This is a genomic window from Streptomyces sp. HNM0574 (genome assembly GCF_012726235.1).
Lineage (GTDB): Bacteria > Actinomycetota > Actinomycetes > Streptomycetales > Streptomycetaceae > Streptomyces.
Window position 1 is genome coordinate 579576 of record NZ_JAASAH010000001.1, and the last position, 21433, is coordinate 601008.

General features: G+C 74.3%; 16 protein-coding genes. 9 read left to right on the forward strand and 7 right to left on the reverse strand.

Annotation, left to right across the window (positions count from 1 at the left end):
• Positions 1 to 48: 48 nt before the first annotated feature.
• The 3 genes from HCC30_RS02415 to HCC30_RS02425 form a co-directional block, all read right to left on the reverse strand.
• Positions 49 to 330 (reverse strand): metal-sensitive transcriptional regulator, encoded by a 282-nt coding sequence (locus tag HCC30_RS02415; protein WP_169440252.1) that lies wholly within the window; start codon positions 328 to 330, stop codon positions 49 to 51.
• Positions 331 to 444: 114 nt separating this feature from the next.
• Positions 445 to 2709 (reverse strand): heavy metal translocating P-type ATPase, encoded by a 2265-nt coding sequence (locus tag HCC30_RS02420; RefSeq protein ID WP_169440253.1) that lies wholly within the window; start codon positions 2707 to 2709, stop codon positions 445 to 447.
• An 88-nt stretch (positions 2710 to 2797) separates the two neighbouring features.
• A complete protein-coding gene (locus tag HCC30_RS02425; RefSeq protein WP_169440254.1) occupies positions 2798 to 3082 on the reverse strand; it encodes a heavy-metal-associated domain-containing protein in 285 nt (94 codons plus the stop codon).
• Positions 3083 to 3279: 197 nt separating this feature from the next.
• On the opposite strand from HCC30_RS02425, the gene HCC30_RS02430 reads away from it, so the two are divergent.
• Entirely contained in the window at positions 3280 to 4254 is a 975-nt protein-coding gene (locus HCC30_RS02430) for a hypothetical protein (protein WP_169440255.1), read from the forward strand.
• Positions 4255 to 4335: 81 nt separating this feature from the next.
• Here the strand turns inward: HCC30_RS02430 and HCC30_RS02435 are convergent, their stop codons facing one another.
• A complete protein-coding gene (locus tag HCC30_RS02435) occupies positions 4336 to 4521 on the reverse strand; it encodes a hypothetical protein (protein WP_169440256.1) in 186 nt (61 codons plus the stop codon).
• 83 nt (positions 4522 to 4604) lie between these two features.
• Positions 4605 to 5327, reverse strand: coding sequence for a TetR/AcrR family transcriptional regulator (locus HCC30_RS02440; RefSeq protein ID WP_169440257.1), 723 nt, complete (start codon positions 5325 to 5327; stop codon positions 4605 to 4607).
• A 127-nt stretch (positions 5328 to 5454) separates the two neighbouring features.
• Between HCC30_RS02440 and HCC30_RS02445 the strand changes: the two genes are divergently transcribed.
• The 7 genes from HCC30_RS02445 to HCC30_RS02475 all read left to right on the forward strand — a co-directional run bounded on the left by HCC30_RS02445 (position 5455) and on the right by HCC30_RS02475 (position 17949).
• A complete protein-coding gene (locus HCC30_RS02445; protein ID WP_169440258.1) occupies positions 5455 to 7284 on the forward strand; it encodes a glycosyltransferase in 1830 nt (609 codons plus the stop codon).
• Positions 7285 to 7337: 53 nt separating this feature from the next.
• Entirely contained in the window at positions 7338 to 8402 is a 1065-nt protein-coding gene (gene galE / locus HCC30_RS02450) for a UDP-glucose 4-epimerase GalE (protein ID WP_169440259.1), read from the forward strand.
• A 14-nt stretch (positions 8403 to 8416) separates the two neighbouring features.
• Positions 8417 to 9817, forward strand: a complete 1401-nt coding sequence (locus HCC30_RS02455; protein WP_169440260.1) for a UDP-glucose/GDP-mannose dehydrogenase family protein — start codon at positions 8417 to 8419, stop codon at positions 9815 to 9817.
• Complete coding sequence (locus HCC30_RS02460) at positions 9814 to 10788, forward strand: UDP-glucuronic acid decarboxylase family protein (protein WP_169440261.1); 975 nt, start codon at positions 9814 to 9816, stop codon at positions 10786 to 10788. The genes HCC30_RS02455 and HCC30_RS02460 overlap by 4 nt, the downstream gene beginning before the upstream one ends.
• Positions 10789 to 10791: 3 nt before the next feature.
• Positions 10792 to 12489, forward strand: a complete 1698-nt coding sequence (locus HCC30_RS02465) for a right-handed parallel beta-helix repeat-containing protein (protein ID WP_240979254.1) — start codon at positions 10792 to 10794, stop codon at positions 12487 to 12489.
• A gap of 220 nt (positions 12490 to 12709) precedes the next feature.
• The gene (locus tag HCC30_RS02470) at positions 12710 to 17170 is read left to right on the forward strand and encodes an aminotransferase class I/II-fold pyridoxal phosphate-dependent enzyme (protein ID WP_169440519.1); all 4461 of its coding nucleotides are present in this window, start codon (positions 12710 to 12712) and stop codon (positions 17168 to 17170) included.
• A complete protein-coding gene (locus HCC30_RS02475) occupies positions 17167 to 17949 on the forward strand; it encodes a class I SAM-dependent methyltransferase (protein ID WP_169440262.1) in 783 nt (260 codons plus the stop codon). Before HCC30_RS02470 ends, HCC30_RS02475 begins: the two co-directional genes overlap by 4 nt.
• Here HCC30_RS02475 and HCC30_RS02480 read toward each other — a convergent pair.
• On the reverse strand, positions 17918 to 19756 hold the full coding sequence (locus tag HCC30_RS02480) for a glycoside hydrolase family 15 protein (protein ID WP_169440263.1): 1839 nt from the start codon (positions 19754 to 19756) through the stop codon (positions 17918 to 17920). The genes HCC30_RS02475 and HCC30_RS02480 overlap by 32 nt on opposite strands.
• Positions 19757 to 19880: 124 nt before the next feature.
• Positions 19881 to 20675, reverse strand: coding sequence for an IclR family transcriptional regulator (locus HCC30_RS02485; RefSeq protein ID WP_169440264.1), 795 nt, complete (start codon positions 20673 to 20675; stop codon positions 19881 to 19883).
• Positions 20676 to 20863: 188 nt separating this feature from the next.
• Here HCC30_RS02485 and HCC30_RS02490 point away from each other — a divergent pair, with 188 nt between their 5' ends.
• Positions 20864 to 21430, forward strand: coding sequence for a thioesterase family protein (locus HCC30_RS02490; RefSeq protein WP_169440265.1), 567 nt, complete (start codon positions 20864 to 20866; stop codon positions 21428 to 21430).
• Positions 21431 to 21433 lie beyond the last annotated feature (3 nt).

Below are 21433 nucleotides of genomic sequence, written 5' to 3' on the forward strand. Positions count from 1 at the left end.
GCCGGGGCGACTTGGGGGCGGCCCGGGGCGCCGGGGCCGCGTCCGCTCTCAGGCCCGTACGAGCCGGGCGATGGCCGCGGACGCCTCGCTCACCTTCGCCTCGGCGCGCGACCCGCCGGCCTCCAGCGCGTCGCTGACGCAGCAGTTCAGGTGCTCGTCCAGCAGCTCCAGGGCACAGGACTGCAGCGCGGAGGTGGTGGCGGACACCTGGGTCAGCACGTCGATGCAGTAGGTGTCCTGCTCGACCATGCGCTGAAGTCCCCTCACCTGCCCCTCGATGCGGCGCAGACGGCGGACGATCGAGTCCTTGTGCGGTGCGTAGCCGGCCACGGTGACCTCTTCTTGTCGTGGGTCGTCACAAAGAGTCGCGCTGTTCGGTCGGGGCTGGGGGCGGCCGGCACCCGCGGTGCTCCGGCCGCCCCCTCGGGCTGTGCGGGGGCCGGGTCAGTCCGCGGCCCGGAAGGTGCGCAGCCGCATGCTGTTGGCCACGACGGAGACCGAGGAGAAGGCCATCGCCGCTCCCGCGATCATCGGGTTGAGCAGGCCGGCGGCCGCCAGCGGCAGGGCCATGACGTTGTACCCGAAGGCCCACGCGAGGTTGGACTTGATCGTGGACAGGGTCTTGCGGGACAGCCGGATGGCGTCCGCCGCGGCCCTCAAGTCACCCCGGACCAGGGTCAGATCGCCCGCCTCGATGGCGGCGTCCGTGCCGGTGCCCATGGCCAGGCCCAGCTCGGCCTGGGCGAGCGCGGCCGCGTCGTTGACGCCGTCGCCGACCATCGCCACCGACTTGCCCTCGCCCTGGAGGCGCTTGACCACGTCGACCTTGTCCTGCGGCATGACCTCGGCGATGACCTCGTCGATGCCGACCTCGGCCGCGACCGCCTCGGCGACGGCGCGGTTGTCCCCGGTGAGCAGGATCGGGGTCAGGCCGAGGGCGCGCAGCCGCCGGATGGCGTCGGCGCTGGTCGGCTTGATCGCGTCGGCCACCTCCAGCACGGCGCGCGCCGCGCCGTCCCAGGCCACCGCGATCGCGGTCCGGCCGGCCGCCTCGGCCTCGGACTTGGCGCGGGACAGGTCGGCCGGGAGCTCGATGGCCCACTCCTGGAGCAGCTTCTCCCGTCCGACGAGCACGGCGTGCCCCTCGACGACGCCCTGGACGCCGAGACCGGCGACGTTGGCGAAGTCCTCGGGCGTGGGCAGCGTTCCGGTCTTCTCGGCCGCGCCGGTGGCGACGGCCTGCGCGATCGGGTGCTCGGAGGAGTGCTCCAACGCACCGGCGAGCCGCAGCACTTCGGTCTCGTCCTGGCCGGCCGCGGTGTGCACGGTCAGCAGGGTCATCTTGCCGGTGGTCACGGTGCCGGTCTTGTCCAGCACGATCGTGTCGGCCTTGCGGGTGTTCTCCAGGACCTCGGGGCCCTTGATCAGGATGCCGAGCTGGGCGCCGCGTCCGGTGCCGACCATCAGCGCGGTCGGCGTGGCCAGGCCCAGGGCGCAGGGGCAGGCGATGATCAGCACGGCGACGGCCGCGGTGAAGGCCGCCGTCAGCTCGGCGCCGTTGCCCAGCCAGAAGCCGAGCGTGCCCAGCGCGAGGGCGATGACGACGGGGACGAAGACCGCGGAGATCCGGTCGGCCAGCCGCTGCGCGGCCGCCTTGCCGTCCTGCGCGTCCTCCACCAGCTTGGCCATCCGGGCCAGTTGGGTGTCGGAGCCGACCCGGGTGGCCTCGACCAGCAGCCGGCCGCCCGCGTTGAGCGTGGCGCCGGTGACCGCGTCACCCGCGGCGACCTCGACCGGGACCGACTCGCCGGTGAGCATCGAGGCGTCCACGGCGGAGCTGCCCTCGACGACGACGCCGTCCGTGGCGATCTTCTCGCCGGGGCGGACCAGGAAGTGGTCGCCGACGGCCAGGTCCTCGGTACGGATCAGCTGCTCGCGGCCGTCCCGCAGGACGGTGACCTCCTTGGCGCCCAGCTCCAGCAGGGCCTTGAGCGCCGCGCCGGCCTTCCGCTTGGAGCGCGCCTCGAAGTACCGGCCGGCCAGCAGGAAGGTGGTGACGCCCGCCGCCGCCTCCAGGTAGATGTTGGCGGCCCCGTCGGTGCGGGCGATGGAGAGTTCGAAGGGGTGCGTCATCCCCGGTTCGCCGGCGGTGCCGAAGAACAGCGCCCACAGCGACCACAGCAGCGCGGCCGTGGTGCCCACCGAGATCAGGGTGTCCATGGTGGCGGCGCCGTGCCGGGCGTTGGTCCACGCCGCCTTGTGGAACGGCAGCGCGCCCCAGACGACGACGGGTGCCGCGAGCGTGAGCGAGAGCCACTGCCAGTACTCGATCTGCAGCGCGGGCGCCATCGCCATGGCGATGACCGGCACGGACAGCAGCGTGGAGACGATGAGCCGCTGCCGCAGGGGCTTCAGCTCGTCGGCCTCGGGCGCCGCGGCCGGCTCGCCGCCGGATGCCGGGGCGTCGTCCTGGCGCTTGGGTGCGGGCGGGGTGGCGGAGTAGCCGGTGGCCTCCACGGTGGCGATGAGGTCGGTGACCTCCAGATCGCCCGCGTAGGAGACCTTGGCCTTCTCCGTCGCGTAGTTGACGGTGGCCTCGACCCCGTCCATGCGGTTGAGCTTCTTCTCGATCCGGGCGGCGCACGAGGCGCAAGTCATACCGCCGATGGCGAGTTCGACCTCGGCTGTGCCGGGTGTCGTCGTGGTCATCACTGCTCCTCGGGCTGAGAGCGATTCCGGAGCCCGGGCCCGCCCGGTGTGCGTCCGGGCGGGCCCACGGGCGTGGGTGGGGCGGGGGTCAGGCGCGGCCGGTGAGCTCGTAGCCGGCCTCGTCGACGACCTTGGCGATCAGGCCGTCGTCCGGCTCGCCGCCGGTGGTGACGGTGACCCGGCCGCCGGCGACGTCGACGTCGACGCTGATCACGGAGTCCAGGGCGCCGATCTCCTTGGTGAGCGTCGACTTGCAGTGACCGCAGGTCATGCCGGAGACGGCGTAGACGGTCTCCTGGGCGTCCGCGACGGCGGTCGTGGTCTCGGTCGCGCTGGTCTGGCAGCTGCCGTCGGTGGTGCAGCAGTCCGACATGGGTTCCCTCCGGGGATCGGTACACTCGCGGATACCCAGCGGGGGTATCCATCCGTCGGACTCATGTATACCCCCACCCCCTATCGAGTGCAAGCCGTGGAGCGCTTTGCTCATCTACCCCCCGGGGGTATATTGACGTGGCCGTCCCGATGCGGGACGCGACGCGACGGCGGAAGAAGACCCGACTAGGGAGTGCCATGAACACCGGAATGAAGATCACGGCTTTCGCGGCCGCGCTGGCCGCCGCCTTCGGCGCCGCCTACGGCGTGGGCGGCGCCGTCGGCCCCATCGCCGCCGACGCCGAACCCGCGGCGCACGCGGAGCACGGCGGCGGCAAGGCGAAGAGCGGGAGCGAGGGCGGCTCCGGGGGCGGCGCGCACGCGTCCCCGGGCGGGCTTCAGGTCTCCGAGGGCGGCTACACCCTCGACGTGAAGACCCCGCGCCTGGAGGCCGGCAAGGACGAGAGTCTGCGCTTCGCCGTGCTGGACGAGAAGGGCGAGCCCGTCACCGAGTACACCCGCGAGCACGGCAAGGACCTGCACCTCATCGTCGCCTCGCGCGGCCTGACCGAGTACCGGCACCTGCACCCGGAGCTGGCCGCCGACGGCACCTGGAGCACCGACGTCGAGCTGCCCGAGGCGGGCGACTACCGCGTCTTCACCGACTTCATCCCCAAGGAGCCGGACGCCGAGGGCGTCACCCTGGGTGCCGACCTCGCGGTGGGCGGCGACTACGACCCGCCCGAGCTGCCGGAGAAGTCGAAGACCGCGACCGTCGACGGGTACGAGGTCACCCTCGACGGCGACCTGACCGCCGGCCGGGGCACCGAACTGGGCTTCACCGTCGAGAAGGACGGCAAGCCCGTCAAGGACCTCGACCCGTACCTCGGCGCCTACGGGCACCTCGTCGCCCTGCGCGCCGGTGACCTGGGCTACCTCCACGTCCACCCGAACGGCGAGCCCGGCGACGGCAAGACGAAGCCCGGCCCCGAGGTCTCCTTCGAGGCCACCGCGCCCACCGCCGGTGACTACCGGCTGTTCCTCGACTTCAAGCACGAGGGCAAGGTGCGGACCGTCTCCTTCACCGCACCCGTCGCGCCCGCGGGCGACGCCGGGGAGAAGGGGCAGGAGCACGGCGGGGGAGCGGAGGAGTCCGGCGGTCACGCGCACTGAGCGCCCCGCCCCGCCACAACAACGCGCTGCGCCCCGGCCGGAACTCCGGCCGGGGCGCAGCGCGTTGGTCTCCGTCCTCGGTCAGCGCGCCGTGACGGCGCGCGGGGAGCAGGCGCAGCCGGTGAGGGCCGCGCCGCCGCTCCGGGCCGGTATCGCGCCGCCGTTCCGGCGCAGGTGCTCCGCTCCGGCCTGGAGCAGCGCGGCGGCCGTGAGGCGGACGACGGGATGGTTCAGCACACGCGTGACGACCTCGACGCTCGGCGCCATGACGTCTCCGTTCGACAGGTGACAGGGCCCCGCCCAATATACGGGCGGGGGGTATCCAGGAAAAGTCGCGCCCGGGTGCCCGCTCACCGGTACGGGGCGAGCAACGCCGTGAGGCCCGCGGCGAGTTGGGGCGGGCCGCCGGTGCCGGCGAGGGCCGGGGCGGTTTCGCGGAGGCGGGGGAAGTCCGCGGCGGGGAGGCGGTGGAGGCCGAGGCGGAAGGCCGGTTCGGGCTCGTCGGGGTCGTCGTCCATGGCGCGGAGTTCGACGAGGAGGTAGCCGAGCAGCCAGGCGGTGAAGGCGCGGTGCACGGCCACCGCGCGTTCGCCGGTGACGCCCGCCTCGTGCAGCCGGGCCAGGATGCGTTCGTCGCCGTTCAGGACGGCGGCCGGGCGGCGGGCGAGCGGGGTGGACAGCAGGCGGGTGGCCAGCAGCGGCACCACGTGCGGGTGGCGCATGGCCACTTGGTACGTGGCCTCCGCGATCCGCTGCAACTCCCGTTCCCAGGCGGGTAGTTCGTCCGTGCCGCCCGCCGGTTCCCCCTCGCTCAGCAGCTGGTCGAGTTCGCGGCTGAAGGCTTCGACCATGCCGTCGAGCAGGGCCTCCTTGCCGGGGGCGTAGCGGTACAGCGTCATGGCCTCGACGCCGAGTTCGGCGCCCAGTCTGCGCATGCTCAGCCCGCCGAGCCCGTCCCGGTCGACGAGCGCGAGGGCGGTGTCGAGGACGCGCTCCCGGGTGAGGCGTCCGTACCGGCCGCGGTCGCTGGCCCGGCGGCGCGGGGCGTCCCCGGCCGGTTCTTCCTCGGTCATGGCGGCCTCCGTCTCGGTTTCCAGGGTGCCTCTTGACGTCGCCGCACCAGAGGCGCAAAGTCAGACATATACGGCGTAAATGGACGCTTTCAGTGTACGGCGGACACGCACCCGAGGCGGTGGAGCCATGACACACAGTGAGCCGGACACGGCGGACCGCCTCCTCGTGGAGCGGCACCTCTCCCGGATCTCGGACGGCAACGTCGTGCGGATCGTGGACGGCGGACCCGTCTTCGGCCACCCGTACCGGACCGGCACGGTCCGCGAGTCCACCTTCGTGCCCGTGCTGCCCGGGAAGTACCGGGCCGCGCTGTGGACCATCGCCGTGGGATGGACGCTCTCCTTCGTCTGGTTCTGGGCCTGGTGGCTCCAGCCCGAGCACCGCGCCGGCTGGGCCGGGCTCGTCGTCAACAGCCTGCTGCTGCTCTACCTCACCGCCATCCCCTGCTACTTCTTCGTCACCGCGCTCCGGCTCCGCCGCGTCGACCCCACGCTGCCGGTGCCCGACGTCCCCGTCGCCTTCGTCGTCACCCGCGCCCCCTCCGAACCGTGGCCCACCGTGCGCCGCACCCTGGAGGCGATGCTCGCGCAGCGGTACCCGTACGCGTACGACGTCTGGCTCTGCGACGAGGACCCGACGGACGAGATCACGCGCTGGTGCCGGGAGCACCGGGTCGGGCTCTCCTGCCGCCGCGGCGTCGACCGGTACCACCGCGCCGGCTGGCCCCGCCGCACCCGCTGCAAGGAGGGCAACCTCGCCTACTTCTACGACCACTGGGGCTACCGGCACTACACCGTCGTCGCCCAGCTCGACTGCGACCACGTGCCCGAACCCGGCTATCTCGCCGAGATGGTCCGGCCGTTCGGCGACCCGGCCATCGGCTACGTCGCCGCACCCAGCGTCTGCGACGCCAACGACGGCGGCTCCTGGGCCGCACGGGGACGGCTGCACCGCGAGGCCGTCTGGCAGGGCGCCGTCCAGCTGGGCCACAGCGCCGGACTCGCACCCATGTGCATCGGCTCGCACTACGCCGTCCGCACCCGCGCGCTGCGCGAGATCGGCGGCCTGGGCCCCGAACTCGCCGAGGACTTCTCCACCACCTACCTGCTCAACTCGGCAGGCTGGCACGGCGCGTTCGCCATCGACGCCGAGGCGCACGGCGACGGCCCGCTCACCTTCGCCGACATGGCCACCCAGGAGTACCAGTGGTCGCGCAGCCTCACCACCATGCTGCTCGGCCTGCTGCCCCGGCACCTGCGCCGGCTCCCGCCGCTGCTCCGGCTCCGCTTCGGCTACGCGCTCGCCTACTACCCGCTGTTCGGCCTGATGATCGTCTCCGGGCTGACGCTGCCGCCGATCGCCGTGCTCACCGGCCTGCCCTGGATGAACGTCAACTACTTCGACTTCCTGCTGCACTTCTGGGCCATGCCGGTGTGGCTGCTGCTCACCCTCTACCTGCTGCGCGGGCGCGGCCTGCTGCGCCCGCGGAACGCGCCCGTCCTCAGCTGGGAGACCTGGCTGTTCGCGCTCGCCCGCTGGCCGTTCGTGGTCTGGGGACTGCTCGGGGCGCTGCTGCTGCGGCTGCGGAACCGCACCGTCACCTTCAAGGTCACCCCCAAGGACGTGCGCGGGCCGCAGCCCCTGCTGGCCCGGCTCGTCCTCCCGTTCGCCGGGCTCGGCTGCTCCCTCTCCGCCGTCGCGCTCGTCGGCGAACTCACCTCGCCCGCCGCCGGATACGTCTTCCTGTGCCTGCTCGCGGCCACCGCCTACAGCGCCGTCGCGCTCGCCGTGCCGCTGCTGCACATCCGGGAGGCGGCCCGCGCCGCGCACGTCCCCTTCTCCGCCGCCGTGGCGACCGCGCGGCTGCCGCTGGCCATCGGCCTGGTCACCGCGCTGCCCGCCGCCACGGCCCTGCTCTTCTACCCGCCCTACGCCGCCGCCGTCCTGGGGTGGTGAACAGGGCGCCCCTCCGCCGGCGCCCGCCCGCCCGCACAGAAAGGAGCCGGGCCATGACCGCACCGTCCACCGTCCTCGTCACCGGCGGCGCCGGCTTCATCGGCAGTCACACCTGCGTCGAACTGCTGGACCACGGCTACGAGGTGATCGTCGTCGACGACTACTCCAACAGCACCCCGCAGGTCTTCGCCCAAGTGGAAAGGATCACCGACCGGTTCGTCGGTGCCGTGTACGAACTCGACATCCGGGACCGGGCCTCCCTCTCGGCCGTCTTCGACCGCCACTCCGTGGACGCTGTCGTGCACTTTGCCGCGCACAAGGCCGTGGGGGAGTCGTCCAGATCGCCCGTCGAGTACTACGACGCCAACGTCGGCGGCACGACCTCGCTGCTGCGGGTCATGCGCCACCACGGAGTACGCCAGCTGGTGTTCTCCTCCTCCTGTTCCGTCTACGGGGACGCCGCCCGGGTGCCGCTGGACGAGGCGGCCCCGGCGCGCCCCACCAACCCGTACGCCGCCTCGAAGTGGATCTGCGAGCAGATCCTGGCCGACGTGTGCGCCCGGGTGCCCGGCTTCGCCGTGCTCTGCCTGCGGTACTTCAACCCCGTCGGCGCCCACCCCAGCGGCCAGCTCGGCGAGTCCCCGCTCGGCACGCCGGAGAACCTGATGCCGTACCTGGCGCAGGTCGCCGTCGGACGCAAGCCCGACCTCCGCGTGTTCGGCGACGACTACGACACCCCCGACGGCACCGCGATCCGGGACTACCTGCACGTCATGGACACCGCCGAGGCACACCGGCTGGCCCTGGACCACCTCGCCGACGGACCCGGCATGCGGATCTTCAACCTCGGTACCGGGCAGGGGCATTCGGTCCTCGACGTCACCGCCGCGTTCGGCGTGGCCTGCGGCACGCCCATCCCGTACCGCGTCGTCGGACGGCGGCCCGGCGACGTCGCCGAACTCGTCGCCGACGCGGGCGCGGTGGCCAGGGCCTGGGGCTGGCGCCCCACCCGCGGCCTGGACGACATGTGCCGCGACCTGTGGCGGTTCCAGCGGCTCCACCCCCTCGGCTACCAACTGCCCGCCCGGCGCCACCGGTTCCTGCCGGGCCGCGCGTGAAGGAGTGACCTGTTGTGCGTATGACAGTCATCGGTACCGGATATGTCGGCACCGTGCACGCCGCGTGCATGGCCGGACTGGGACACGAGGTGCTCGGCGTCGACATCGACCCCGACCGCGTCGCCGCGCTCTCGGCCGGCCGCGCCCCGCTCCGCGAGACCGGGCTCGACGCCCTCCTCGCCCGCACCGTCGCCGACGGGAAGCTGCGGTTCACCACCTCGCTCGCCGAGGCCGCCGCGTTCGCGCGCCTCCACTTCGTCTGCGTCGGCACCCCGCAGCTCTCCGGCGGGCAGGCCGCCGACCTGCGCCACGTCGACGCCGTCTTCGACGGGCTGGCGCGCAGTCTGCGGCCCGGGAGCCTGGTGGTGGGCAAGTCCACCGTGCCCGTCGGCACCGCCGACCGGCTCGCCCGCCGGCTCGCCGACGCCGCCCCCGAGGCCGGCTGCGAGGTCGCCTGGAACCCGGAGTTCCTCCGCGAGGGCTCGGCCGTCGCCGACACCCTGCACCCCGAACGGCTCGTCGTCGGCGTCCGCTCCCGGTACGCCGACGCGGTGCTGCGCGAGGTGTACGCGCCGATGCTGCGCGACGGGGTGCCGTTCTTCAGCACCGACCCGGCCACCGCCGAACTGGTCAAGGTGGCCTCGAACGCCTTCCTCGCCACCAAGATCTCCTTCATCAACGCCATGGCCGAGGTCTGCGACACCGCGGGCGCGGACGCCGCCACCCTGGCCCGCGCCGTCGGCGCCGACCCGCGGATCGGCGCCGCCTTCCTGGAGCCGGGGCTCGGCTTCGGAGGGAGCTGCTTCCCCAAGGACATCCGCGCCTTCGCGGCCCGGGCCGAGGAGATCGGCGCCGGGGCGGCCGTGGCCTTCCTGCACGAGGTCGACCGGATCAACACACGCCAGCGGCAGCGCACCCTCGAACTGGCCCGCGAGCTGCTCGGCGGCTCCTTCGCCGGCCGCCGGATCGCCGTCCTCGGCGCCGCGTTCAAACCGGGCAGCGACGACGTACGGGACTCGCCCGCGCTGGCCGTCGCGGACGCCGCCCACCGGCACGGCGCCCTGGTGCGGGTGCACGACCCGGAGGCGCTGGACAACGCGCGGGCCGTCAGCCCGGCCCTCGGGTACGCGGTGGACGTGACCAAGGCCTGCGAGGGCGCCGACCTCGTCCTGCACCTCACGCCCTGGCCCGAGTACCGCACGCTCGACCCGGCGGAGCTCGCGGACGTCGTCCGCGTCCCGCTGCTCCTGGACGCCCGCAACAGCCTGGACGCCCCCGCCTGGCGCCGCACCGGCTGGACCGTGCGCCCCCTCAGCGGGCCCCGCACCACCGGCGGCGCCGCCGTCGACGAGCCGCCGGCGCACCGGAGCCCGGCGGCCCCCGCACTCACCGCGCCGTCCGGGAGGACGTCATGAGAACCGTCGTGACCGGAGGCGGAGGCTTCCTCGGCTCCCACCTGTGCGAGGCGCTGCTGCGCCGCGGCGACGAGGTGTGGTGCCTGGACGACTTCTCCACCGGCGACCCCCGCAACGTCGAGCACCTGCGCCGCACCCCGGGCTTCCGGCTCCTGCGGGCCGACGTCAGCCGCACCTGCGACCTGCCCGTCCGCGTCGACGCCGTCGCCCACCTGGCCAGCCCCGCCTCCCCGCCCGACTACCACGGGATGCCGCTGCGGACGCTGCACGCGGGCAGCCTCGGCACCGAGAACGCGCTGCGGCTCGCACTCCGCGACGGCGCCCGCTTCGTCCTCGCCTCCACCAGCGAGGTCTACGGCGACCCGGCCGTCCACCCGCAGCGCGAGGACTACTGGGGCAACGTCAACCCCGTCGGCCCGCGCAGCGTCTACGACGAGGCCAAGCGGTACGCGGAGGCGCTCTCGGCGGCCTACCGCAGGACGCACGGCGCCGACGTCGGCATCGTGCGGATCTTCAACACCTACGGGCCGCGGATGCGCCCGGCGGACGGCCGCGTCGTGTCGACCTTCGTCTGCCGGGCCCTGGCCGGGGAGCCGCTGACGCTGTACGGCGACGGCAGCCAGACCCGCAGCTTCTGCTACGTCGACGACCTGGTGCGCGGCCTCGTCGCGATGCTCGACTCCGGCAGCCCCGGGCCCGTCAACCTGGGCAACCCCGCCGAGTACACCGTCGCCGACCTGGCCCGGCTGGTGCTGGCCCTCAGCCGCTCCCCGTCGCCCGTCGTGCACGGCCCGCTGCCGGTGGACGACCCGTGCCGCCGCCGGCCCGTGATCACCAGGGCGCACGACGAGCTGGGCTGGGCTCCCCGGGTCACGCTGGAGGAGGGCCTGCGCCGCACCCTCGCCTGGTTCGCGCCCGCGCCCCGCGCGCAGGCCGCAGCGGCCGTGCCCCGCGCGCCCGTGGAGACCTGAGCGATGAACGGAGCGGCCCGGATGGACGGATCGGCCCGGACGCCGTGGCCGCGGTGGCTCCGGCGCGGCGCGCCCGCCGCCCTCGCCGCCGCGGCCCTGCTCGCCGGAGGCACCGCGTGCATGGACACCCCGCACTACTCGCCCTCGCGCACCTACTACGTGAGCCCGCACGGGGACGACGACAACGAGGGCACCTCGGCCGGTGACGCCTGGCGCACCCTCGACCGTGCGGAGCGCACCGGCCTGGAGCCCGGGGACCGGCTCCTGCTCAAGGGCGGGGAACGGTTCTCGGGCACCGTCACGCTCAAGGCGGACGAGGCGGGCGACGCGGACCGGCCCGTCGTCGTCGGCTCCTACGGCGAGGGCCGCGCCCGGATCGACGCCGAGGACGGGCCCGGGGTCTCGGTGCACAACACCGCCGGGGTGCAGATCCGCGACCTGGAGCTGAACGGTGCCGGGTCCTCCTACACCGACGACGGCGGCGTGAACGCGTACCACGACCGGGGCGGCGGCGACCGGCTGTCCGGCATCGGGATCTCCCGCGTCGACGTGTCCGGTTTCAAGGTGGGCATCTCGGTCGGCGGGGAGAAGGCCGGCACCGGCTTCGCCGACGTGTCCGTCACCGACTCCCGGCTGCACGACAACAAGGACTCCGGACTGCTCACCTACGGGCCCGAGTTCGACGCCGGTGACCCGCAGTACGCGCACGAGGACGTCACCGTCGAACGCGTCGAGACCTACGCCAACCGCGGTGACCCGGAGCAGAACGACACCCACAGCGGCAACGGCATCATCCTCGGCGGGGTGCGCGAGGCCGCCGTCCGGGACAGCAGCGCCCACGACAACGGCGGCCGCTCGGCCGCCGGGGCGCCCGCCGGGCCGGTCGGGATCTGGGCGTACGACGCGAGCGAGGTGGTGCTGGAGCACAACAGGTCGTACCGCAACCACACCGGGTCCTCGGTGGACGGCGCCGGGTTCGGCCTCGATTCGAGCGTGTCCGACTCGACCGTCCAGTACAACCTGGCGTTCGGCAACGACGGCCCCGGCTACTACGCGTACACGAACACGGCGAACGGCGCGCACAAGGACAACACCATCCGCTACAACGTGAGTTCGGACGACGGGCGCAAGCTGGCCCGCAACGGCGGCCTGTCCGTGCACGGCAAGGACATCCGCGATCTCGCCGTCTACCAGAACACGGTGATCATGCCGGAGTCCCCGAACGGCACCGCCCCCGCCGTCCGGCTCCAGGACGGCGAGCGGGGCGTCAGCTTCCGCAACAACCTGTTCGTCACCGAGAACGCGCCGACGGTCAACGCCGAACGGGGGCTGGACCGCGGACACGTCGTCTTCCAGGGCAACAACTACCGCGTGGCGGGCGGCGACTCGGAGCCCTCCTTCGACTGGGGCGGCACGTCCTACTCCGGGCTCGGCTCCTGGCGCTCCGGAACCGGCCAGGAACGGGACGGCGACCGGTCCACCGGCGGCACCACGGGCCCCTGCCTCGCGGGCGGCGACCTCCCCGTGATCGACTCCACCGGCGACGCGCCCTCCGTCGTCCCCGACTGCGACGCCCTCGCGGGCAAGGGCCTCGACCTGAGCGACCGCTTCGGCATCTCGCCCGGGGACGAGGACTACTTCGGGAACCACGTCGGCACACCCCCGCCCGTCGGCGCCGCCGTCCCCGAGCCCGAGGACTGAGAGCGCACAACCACCCCGCACGCGCCGGGAGTTCGGGACCGCGCGGCGGCAGCGGCAGCGGGGCCGCCCGGCCGACATGCGGGCCGCCGGCGGCCGTGCCTACGATCGAAGTCGGCATGGCCCGCGCGGCACGTGGCCGGCGGCGACGGTGTCCGCACCGAGGAGGCGGTCGCCCTTGCACCGCGCACAACGGCTCACGGCACCCGGCGCGCCCCGGCTCATGGCCGCCTACCTGGCGCTGTCCGCCGCCGTCACCTGCCTGTACATGACGCTCCCCGCACTGCGCGCCCCGCTGTGGGCGCTGCTCGGACTGGGCGGCGCCGCCGCCGTCGTGACCGGCGTCCGGCTGCACCGGCCCGCGCACCGCTGGCCCTGGTGGGCGCTGGCCGGGGGACTGCTCACCTTCGCCGCGGGCGACACGTACTACAACGTGCTGGAGACGTACTTCGCCGCGTCGAACCCGTTCCCCTCCCTCTCGGACGCGCTGTACCTCTCGACGTATCTCCTGTTCGCCGCCGGCCTGTTCGGGCTCTCCCGCTACCGGTGGGTCGGCCGGGACCTGCCCGGGCTGCTCGACGCGCTGATCTTCACGGGGGCGCTCGCGCTGCCCGTGTGGGTGCTCCTCGTCCAGCCGCTCACCCAGGTCGCGGGGCTCAGCTGGGAGCAGCGCGCGGTCAGCATCGCCTACCCGCTCGGCGACGTCCTCGTCCTGGCGCTGCTGGTCCGCCTCGTCACCCCCGGCACCGCCGCCACCGGACGCATCCCGGCCGTACGCCTGCTCGCCGTCGGCACCCTGACCCTGCTCGGCTTCGACATCGCCTACGGGATGCTCCAGCTCACCGGGGACTGGCAGGCGGGCACGCTGCTCGACTCCGGCTGGGTGGTGTTCTACGTCGCCTGGGGCCTGGCCGCGCTGCACCCGTCGATGACCCGGCTCACGGCCCGCGCGCCCCGCCAGGCGCCGCTGCTCGCGCCGGCCCGGCGGCTGCCGCTGCTCGCGCTCGCCACCCTGATCGCGCCCGGCATCCTGCTCGTCGAGGCGGCGCGCGGCAGCCCGCGGGACGCGGCGGTGATCGCGGTGTTCTCGGGGGCGCTGTTCCTGCTGGTCATCCTGCGGCTCACCGGCATGGTCATGGCCCACCGCCAGGCCGTGGCCCGGGAGCTGGCGCTGCGCACGGCCGCCACCTCGCTGGTGGCCGCGGCACGCCCGGAGCAGATCACCCGCTGCTGCGAGACGGCGGTCGACACGCTGTTCGGCCGCCGCGTCCCGCACCGCACCGTCCTGGTCCCGGCGGAGCGCGCCGAGGCCCTCCACACCGCGACCGCCCCGCCGGACGAGCCCCCGTCCTCCCCCGGCGCCTCGGAGACCGGTGCCTCGGAGACCGCCGCGCACGGCACCGCGCCGCCGCCCCGTACCCGGCTGCTGCCCCGCACCGCGCTCGACCCGGAGCTGACCGGCCCGCTCGACGGGCTGCCCACCGTGCTGGTGTGCCCGATGGTGCGCCCCGACCGGCCCGACCGGCCCGCCGGGCTGCTGCTCGTCGCCGGGCCCGAGCGGCACCTCGCCGAGACGCGGCACTCGCTGGAGATCCTCGCCTCGCACGCGGGCCTGGCCGCCGAACGCATCGCCCTCCGGCAGGAGATCATCCGGCAGGAGAGCGAGGCGTACTTCCGGACGCTGGTCCGCAACGCCTCGGACGTGATCCTGATCGTGGACGACGACGACACCGTCCGGTACGTGACACCGTCGGCGCGGGCCGTGTTCGGCGAGGCCGCCGTCGCCGGGGAGCCGCTGCCCGGGCTGGTCGACGCCCGGGACCGGGAACGGGTCGGGCAGACCCTGGCGTCGATGCGCGGCGGCGAACGCCCGGACGCCCAGGACCACTGGTGGGTGCCGCGGGAGGGCGGGGCCATCGAGGTCGCGGTGCGGTGCAGCGACCTGCGGCACGACCCCACCGTGCGCGGCGTCGTCGTCACCCTGCGGGACGTGACCGAACAGCGGCGCCTGGAACAGGAACTGACCCAGCGCGCCTTCCACGACCCGCTGACCGGACTGCCCAACCGCACGCTGCTGATGGAGCGCATCGAACGCGCCCTGCTGCGCGGCCGCCGCGAGGGCACCACGGCCTGCGTGCTCTTCCTCGACCTGGACGACTTCAAGCTGGTCAACGACACCATGGGGCACTGGGTCGGGGACCAGCTGCTCACCGCCGTCGGCGAGCGGCTGTCCGGCGCGCTGCGCGCCACGGACACCGCGGCCCGGCTGGGCGGCGACGAGTTCGCCGTCCTGATGGAGGGCGCCCGGGAGCCCGCCGACGCGGAACTCCTCGCCGCCGAGCTGGTGCACGCGCTGGGCCGCCCGTTCCGGCTGCCCGGCGGCTCGGTCGACGTCTCGGCCAGCGTCGGCGTCGCGACGGTGCGGGACAGCACGGGCGTCGAGGAGCTGCTCAGCCACGCCGATCTGGCGCTGTACGCGGCCAAGTCGGCGGGCAAGCGCCAGTGGTGCCGCTTCCGGCCGCGGCTGCGGGTGCGGATGCTGGAGCGGCACGACCTCCAGGCGGGCCTGAGCCGGGCCCTCACCGAGGACGAACTGACGCTGCGCTACCAGCCGGTGGTCGACATGGCGGACGGCGACGAGGTGGTGGGCTTCGAGGCACTGGCGCGCTGGCGGCACCCCCGGCGCGGCCTGGTGCCGCCCCAGCAGTTCATCGGCCTCGCCGAGGAGACCGGCCAGATCACGCCGCTCGGCATCTGGGTGCTGCGGCACGCGGCGGCCGACGGCGCCGAACTCCAGCGGTCCGGACCGGCCGGCCCCGACGGCGGCCCGTCCCCGCCCCGCGTCCCGTACGTCAGCGTGAACGTCTCGGCGCCGCAGTTCCGGGACGCGGGGTTCCTGGACGAGGTGCGCGGGGTCCTCGCGCACGCGGGGCTCGCGCCCGGGTCGCTGCAACTGGAGCTGACCGAGTCGGTGCTGATGCGCAGCGACACCGATCTGCTGACCGTGATGCGGGAGCTGAAGAGCCTCGGGGTGCGGATCGCCGTGGACGACTTCGGCACGGGCTTCTCCTCGCTCCGCTACCTGCGCGAACTCCCGGTCGACGTGGTGAAGATCGACAAGGGGTTCATCGACGACGTGCACAGCGGCGACCACCAGGCGGCCCTGGTCGAGGGCATCGTGAACCTCGCCGACCGGCTGGGCCTCCAGGTCATCGCCGAGGGCGTCGAGAGCGTCGAACAGCGGGACCTGCTGCGGGACATGGGCTGCCGCTTCGGCCAGGGCTACCTCTTCGCCCGCCCGATGACCGCCGACCAGGGCACCCGCCTCCTGCGCGGCGCCGACGGCCACCACCCCACCCGCGCGCGCCCCGCCCCCGCCCCACGCGCCGCCCCGCCCCCCGGCCACCCCGCCCCGTCCCCGCAGGCGCCGCCCGTCACCCCGCCCGCCGGGCCGTCCTGGGCCGGGGCGCGGGCCGCCGACCTGGAGCGGCTGCGGCGGACCAGCCCGATGACGGACGCGGTGCTGGACGAGGTCGACGGCCGGCACATCCGCAGCGGCGACCACTGGCTGGTCGACTTCGCCTCCTGCAACTACCTGGGCTTCGACCACGACCCGGAGATCATGGACGCCATCCCGCCCGCCGTGCGCCGCTGGGGCACCCACCCCAGCTGGTCCAGGCTGCTGGGCAGCCCGCGCCTGTACCCGGACATCGAGGAGCGGCTGGCGGCGCTGCTGCGCGCCCCGGACACCCTGCTGCTGCCGACGGCCACCCTCATCCACACCTCCGTCATCCCTGTACTCGCGGGCGCGGGCGACGTGTTCGTCGAGGCCACGGCGCACCGCACGGTGTACGACGGCTGCGTGGTGGCCCGCGGCAGGGGCGCCACCCTGCACCGGTTCCACGCCGAGGCGCCCGGCGACCTCGGCGCGATGCTCGCCGAGCTGCCGCCCGGCGCCCCGCGCCTGGTCTGCGTGGACGGCGTGAACAGCATGAGCGGCAACGTCACCGACCTCCCCGCGCTGGCCCGCGTGTGCCGCGCCGCTGGCGCGACGCTGTACGTCGACGACACGCACGGCTTCGGCGTGATCGGGGAGCGCGGCCCCGACGAGCCCTGCCCGTACGGCAGTTACGGCAACGGGATCGTCCGGCACACCGGCGAGAGCTACGACCAGATCGTGCTCGTCGGCGGGTTCTCCAAGGCGTACTCCTCGCTGCTCGCCTTCCTCGCGCTGCCCACGGGGCTGAAGAACCGGCTGAAGACGGCGGCCGCGCCGTACCTGTACTCGGGACCGTCCCCGACGGCCTCGCTGGCCACCGCGCTGGCCGGGCTGGAGGTCAACGAGCGGCGCGGCGACGCCGTCCGCGCCGAGCTGCACCGCAAGACGGCCCGCGTCCTGGACCACACCCGGCAGCTGGGGCTGCGCACCCTGAACCGGGACGGACTGCCCATCGTGGAGATCCCGTTGGGCCGGGCCGAGGACCTGGACGCGGTCGCCGCCTTCCTGTGGGACCGCGGCATCTACGTCACGCTCGCCGCCTACCCGCTGGTGCCGCGCGACCGGGTCGGCTTCCGCGTCCAGCTCACCGCGCTCAACACCGACGCGGACATCGACCGCCTCAACACCGCCGTCACCGCCCTGTGCGACCGCTTCCCGATGCCCCGGGGGAGCCGAGGCGCATGACGCACCGCGAGGACCGGAGGGCGGGACGCGCGGACGGCCGCGTGACGCGCAACGACGACGTGGACTGGGACGGCTGGCCCGTCGAGGAGTACCTGGCCGAGAACTACCGCGAGGTGCACCCCTGCGACGCCGCGGTGATCGCCCACCACTCCGCCGTCTGCCGCCGGATCGGGCCGGGACGCGTGGGCCGCGCCGTCGAGTTCGGCGCCGGACCCAACCTGTACCCGCTGGTGCTCGCCTCGGCCGCGGCCCGGCGGGTGGACGCCGTCGAGGCGGGCGCGGCCAACGTCGCCTATCTGCGGCGGCAGCTCGCGCACGGGCCCGAGGACAGCTGGCGGCCCTTCCACGCCCTGTGCCGGGAGCTGAACCCGGCGGTGCCGCCCTCGCTGGAGGAAGCCCTGGCCCGGGTACGGGTGGTGCACGCGGACGTACGGCGGGTGCCGCCCGGAACGTACGGGCTGGCCTCGATGAACTTCGTCGCGGAGGGCGTCACCGAGGACTTCGGCGAGTTCGCCGCCCTGTGCCGGGGCTTCGTCCGCTCCGTCGTCCCCGGCGGCCGGCTGGTCGCCGCGTTCATGGAGAACATGCCCACCTACCGGGTGGGCCGCGCCACCGTCTGGCCCGGCTGCCCCGTGCGACCGGCGCTGCTCGTCGAGGTGTTCGGCCCGCACACGCGGCATCTCGCCGTCACCCGGATCGCCGCCGACCCCACACTGCCCGACTACGGGCACACCGGCATGGTGTGCCTCAGCGCGGTCCGGGCCGGCGGCCCGGGGTGACCGGCGCCGGGCCCGCCTCCGCGCTGCGCAGCGCGAACGCCGTCTCCACCAGGGCGATGTGGCTCGCCGCGCGGGGCGCGTTCCCCAGGTGCCGCCGCCGCTCCGGGTCCCACTGCCCGGCCAGCAGCCCGACGTCGTTCCGGACGCCGAGGACCCGCTCGAACCGCTCCCGCGCCTCCTCGGGCGAGCCGGTCGCCGCCGCCGCGTCCGCCGACCACAGCGAGCACGGGACGAACACGCCCGCCCCGGGCGCCCCGTCCGACCCGTCGCCCGTGTACCGGCGGGTGAAGCCGTCGTGGTCCAGGGCGTGCAGGGCGCGGACGGTGCCGCGGACGCGGGGGTCGCCGGCGGGCAGGAAGCCGAGCGCGGGGAGCAGCAGGGCGGAGGCGTCCACGTCCCGCGAGCCGTAGCTCCGCACGAAGGTGCCCTGCTGCGGGTCCCAGCCCTCCCGGCACACCTGGCGGTGCACGGCGTCCCGCAGCGCCCGCCACTGTGCCGACGAGCCGTTCCGGCCGAGGAGTTCGCCCAGCCGCAGCGCGCGGTCGGCGGCGACCCAGACCATCACCTTGGAGTGCGTGTACTGCCGCTCGGGGCCGCGCGTGCCCCACGGGCCCCGGTCCGCCTCCCGCCAGTGGGTGCGCAGCCGGTCCATCAGCGCGTTGGTCAGGGTCCACAGGTGGGCCGGGAGGGGAATCCCGGCGCGCAGCGACAGGTAGAGGGTGTCGAGGATCTCGCCGTAGACCTCCAGACCGCAGCGGCCCTCGGCGGGGCTGCCGAAGCGGACCGGGCGGGAGTCCTCGTAGCCGGGCAGCCAGGGCGCCTCGGTCTCCCGCATCCGCCGCTCCCCGCTGACGCCGTACACCGACTGGAGCCGCGCGGGGTCGCCCGCGATGGCCCGGAGCAGCCAGTCCAGCCAGGCGGTGGCCTCCTCGCGGTAGCCGCTGCGGAGCAGGCAGGACAGCGTCTGGGCGGAGTCCCGCAGCCAGCAGTGCCGGTGGTCCCGGTTGCGGCCGCCGCCGGGGTCCTCGGGCAGCGAGGTGGTGGGCGCGGCGACGATGCCGCCGGTCGGCGCGTAGGTGAGCGCCTTCAGCGTCACCAGGGAGCGCACGACCGCGTCCCGCCAGGGGCCCTCGTAGCGGCAACGGGCCGACCAGTGCCGCCAGAAGCCGTCGGTCTCCTTCAGCGCCGTCGCGGCGGGCACGGCCAGCGGCGCGGGCGGGGTGCCGAGGTGCGAGGGCGACCAGGCGGCCCGGAGCGCGACCCGCCGCCCGGCCGGGACGGTGAAGCTGAGCACGCACTGTTCCCCGCCCGGGAACGCGTGCGGGAATTCCGCCGGGACGGCGCTCTCCGGGAATTCCGCGCGGAGCCAGATTGCGTCGGGCCCGGCGACGGCGACGGCGCAGTCGTCCACTCTCCGTATCCAGGGAACGATCCGTCCCTGGTGGAATCTGGGCGCCAGTTCGCTGCGCAGCGACACCGTCCCGGAAAGGCCCTCGACGATCCGTACGAGGCAGGGGAAACGGGTGCGCGGCGGCATGAAGTCGGTGACGCGGACGGTGCCTTCGGGGGTTTCCCAGACGGTGTCGAGGACCAGGGTGTCGCCCCGGTAGGAGCGGTGGTGGCACCGTCCGGCGCCGGCGGGGGCGATTCTCCAGAAGCCGTTGCGTGCGGTGCCGAGCAGCGCGGCGAAACAGGCGGGGGAATCGAAGCGCGGCAGACACAGCCAGTCGACGGATCCGTCCTTGCCGACGAGAGCCGCGGTTTCCATGTCGCCGATGAGTGCGTAGTCCTCGATTTTGGCGTTCATGATCGAAGAAACGCTGTGGTGCGCAATGCCGCTGATTCCATGGTAAAGCGCCCCGGCGGGCCGGGCACGGGGAAAGGGAGGCCCGGAATTCCCGGCCGCGCGGCCGGGGTTGGGGCCGGGCCCGTCAGGGGGTGAGGCGGGCGCGGATGGTGGCGGCGGCGTCGACGGCGGCCTCGCCGAGCGCGGCGAAGCGGCTCTCGGGGACGCGGTCGCGCGGGCCCCAGACGCTCACCACGGCGACGGGCTGCCCGGTGCCGTCGAGCACGGGCGCGGCCACCCCGTAGAGCTGGGGCTCCAGTTCGCCGCGGCTGACGCTGTAGCCGCGCGCGCGGACCTCGGCCAGTTCGGCGTGCAGGGCGCCGCGGTCGGTGCGGGTGGTCGCGGTGTACTCGTCCAGCGGGCCGGACAGCAGCGCCTCGACCTGCTCCGGGGTCTGCCAGGCCAGCAGGGCCTTCCCGGCCGAGGTGGCGTGGATGGGGACCTGGCGGCCCAGCCAGCGCGCGGTGAGCACGGCGGGCGGGACGACCTCGTCGACGTAGGTGAGCCCGAGCCGCTGCGCGACGGCGAGGTTGGCGGTCTCGCCGGTGTCGTGGCACAGGCCCTGGAGCACGTCGTGCGCGCGGCGTACGAGGGTCTCGGTGCCCGCCGTCGAGGCCATGCGGCTGATCGCGGAGCCGATGGTGTAGCGGTTCGCGACGGGGTCGCGGGTGACGAGTCCGTGGTGTTCGAGGGTGGCCAGGAGCCGCCAGGCGGTGGCCCGGTTCAGGCCGCAGGAGGTGGCGAGTTCGGCGACGGGGCGGCCGTCGGGCGCGCTCTCGGACACGGCGTTGAGCAGGGCGATCGCCCGCTCCAGCGCCTGCACCCTGCCGCCTCCCGTGGTGCCGGCGCGTGTGTCGTCCGGCACCTGTGCCGCGTCCATCCGTGCTGCCTCCTGCCGTGCTCGTGCGCTGCCCGCAGCGTAGTCGGCCCGCGCCGGGCCGCCGACCGCGCCCTTGACGCGTCACGAGCCACCCTCGTACGGTCACGGCTCGCATGGTGAACGGCCGTCGCACATTATGCGATGGGCCGGATGCCGGGAACCGCACGCACCCGAACCAGGTGGGGCACATGGCTGAGCACAGGACACGGGTGGTCACCCCGTACGAGGGGACCGGCCACCGGACGTGGGACGAGACGGCGCCGGTACCGGCGCCGCTGGAACTGCACAGCACTCCGGTACGCCCGGAGTGGACGGACTACAACGGGCACCTGAGCGAGTCCTGCTACCTGCGCGTCTTCGGCGACAACTCCGACGCCTTCTTCCGCTACCTCGGCATCGGCGAGGAGTACCGGGCCGCCGGCGGTTCGCTCTACACCGCCGAGACCCACCTGATCAACCGCCGCGAGGCCGCCGAGGGCGAACCCCTGCGGCTGACCCTCCAGTTGCTCGACGTCGACGCCAAACGCGTCCACCTCTTCCACACCATGCGGCACGCCGCCGACGGCACCCTGCTCGCCACCGCAGAACAGCTCCTGCTGCACGTCGACACCGCGGCGGGCCGGGCGGCACCGCTGCCCGGCCCCCTCCGGGCCCGCCTGGAGACCGTCCTGGCCGCGCACGCCGTGCTGCCCCCGCCCGAGGAGGCGGGCCGCCGCATGGGCATCCCCCGCAACCCCGCACCCCGGAACCGCTGAGGA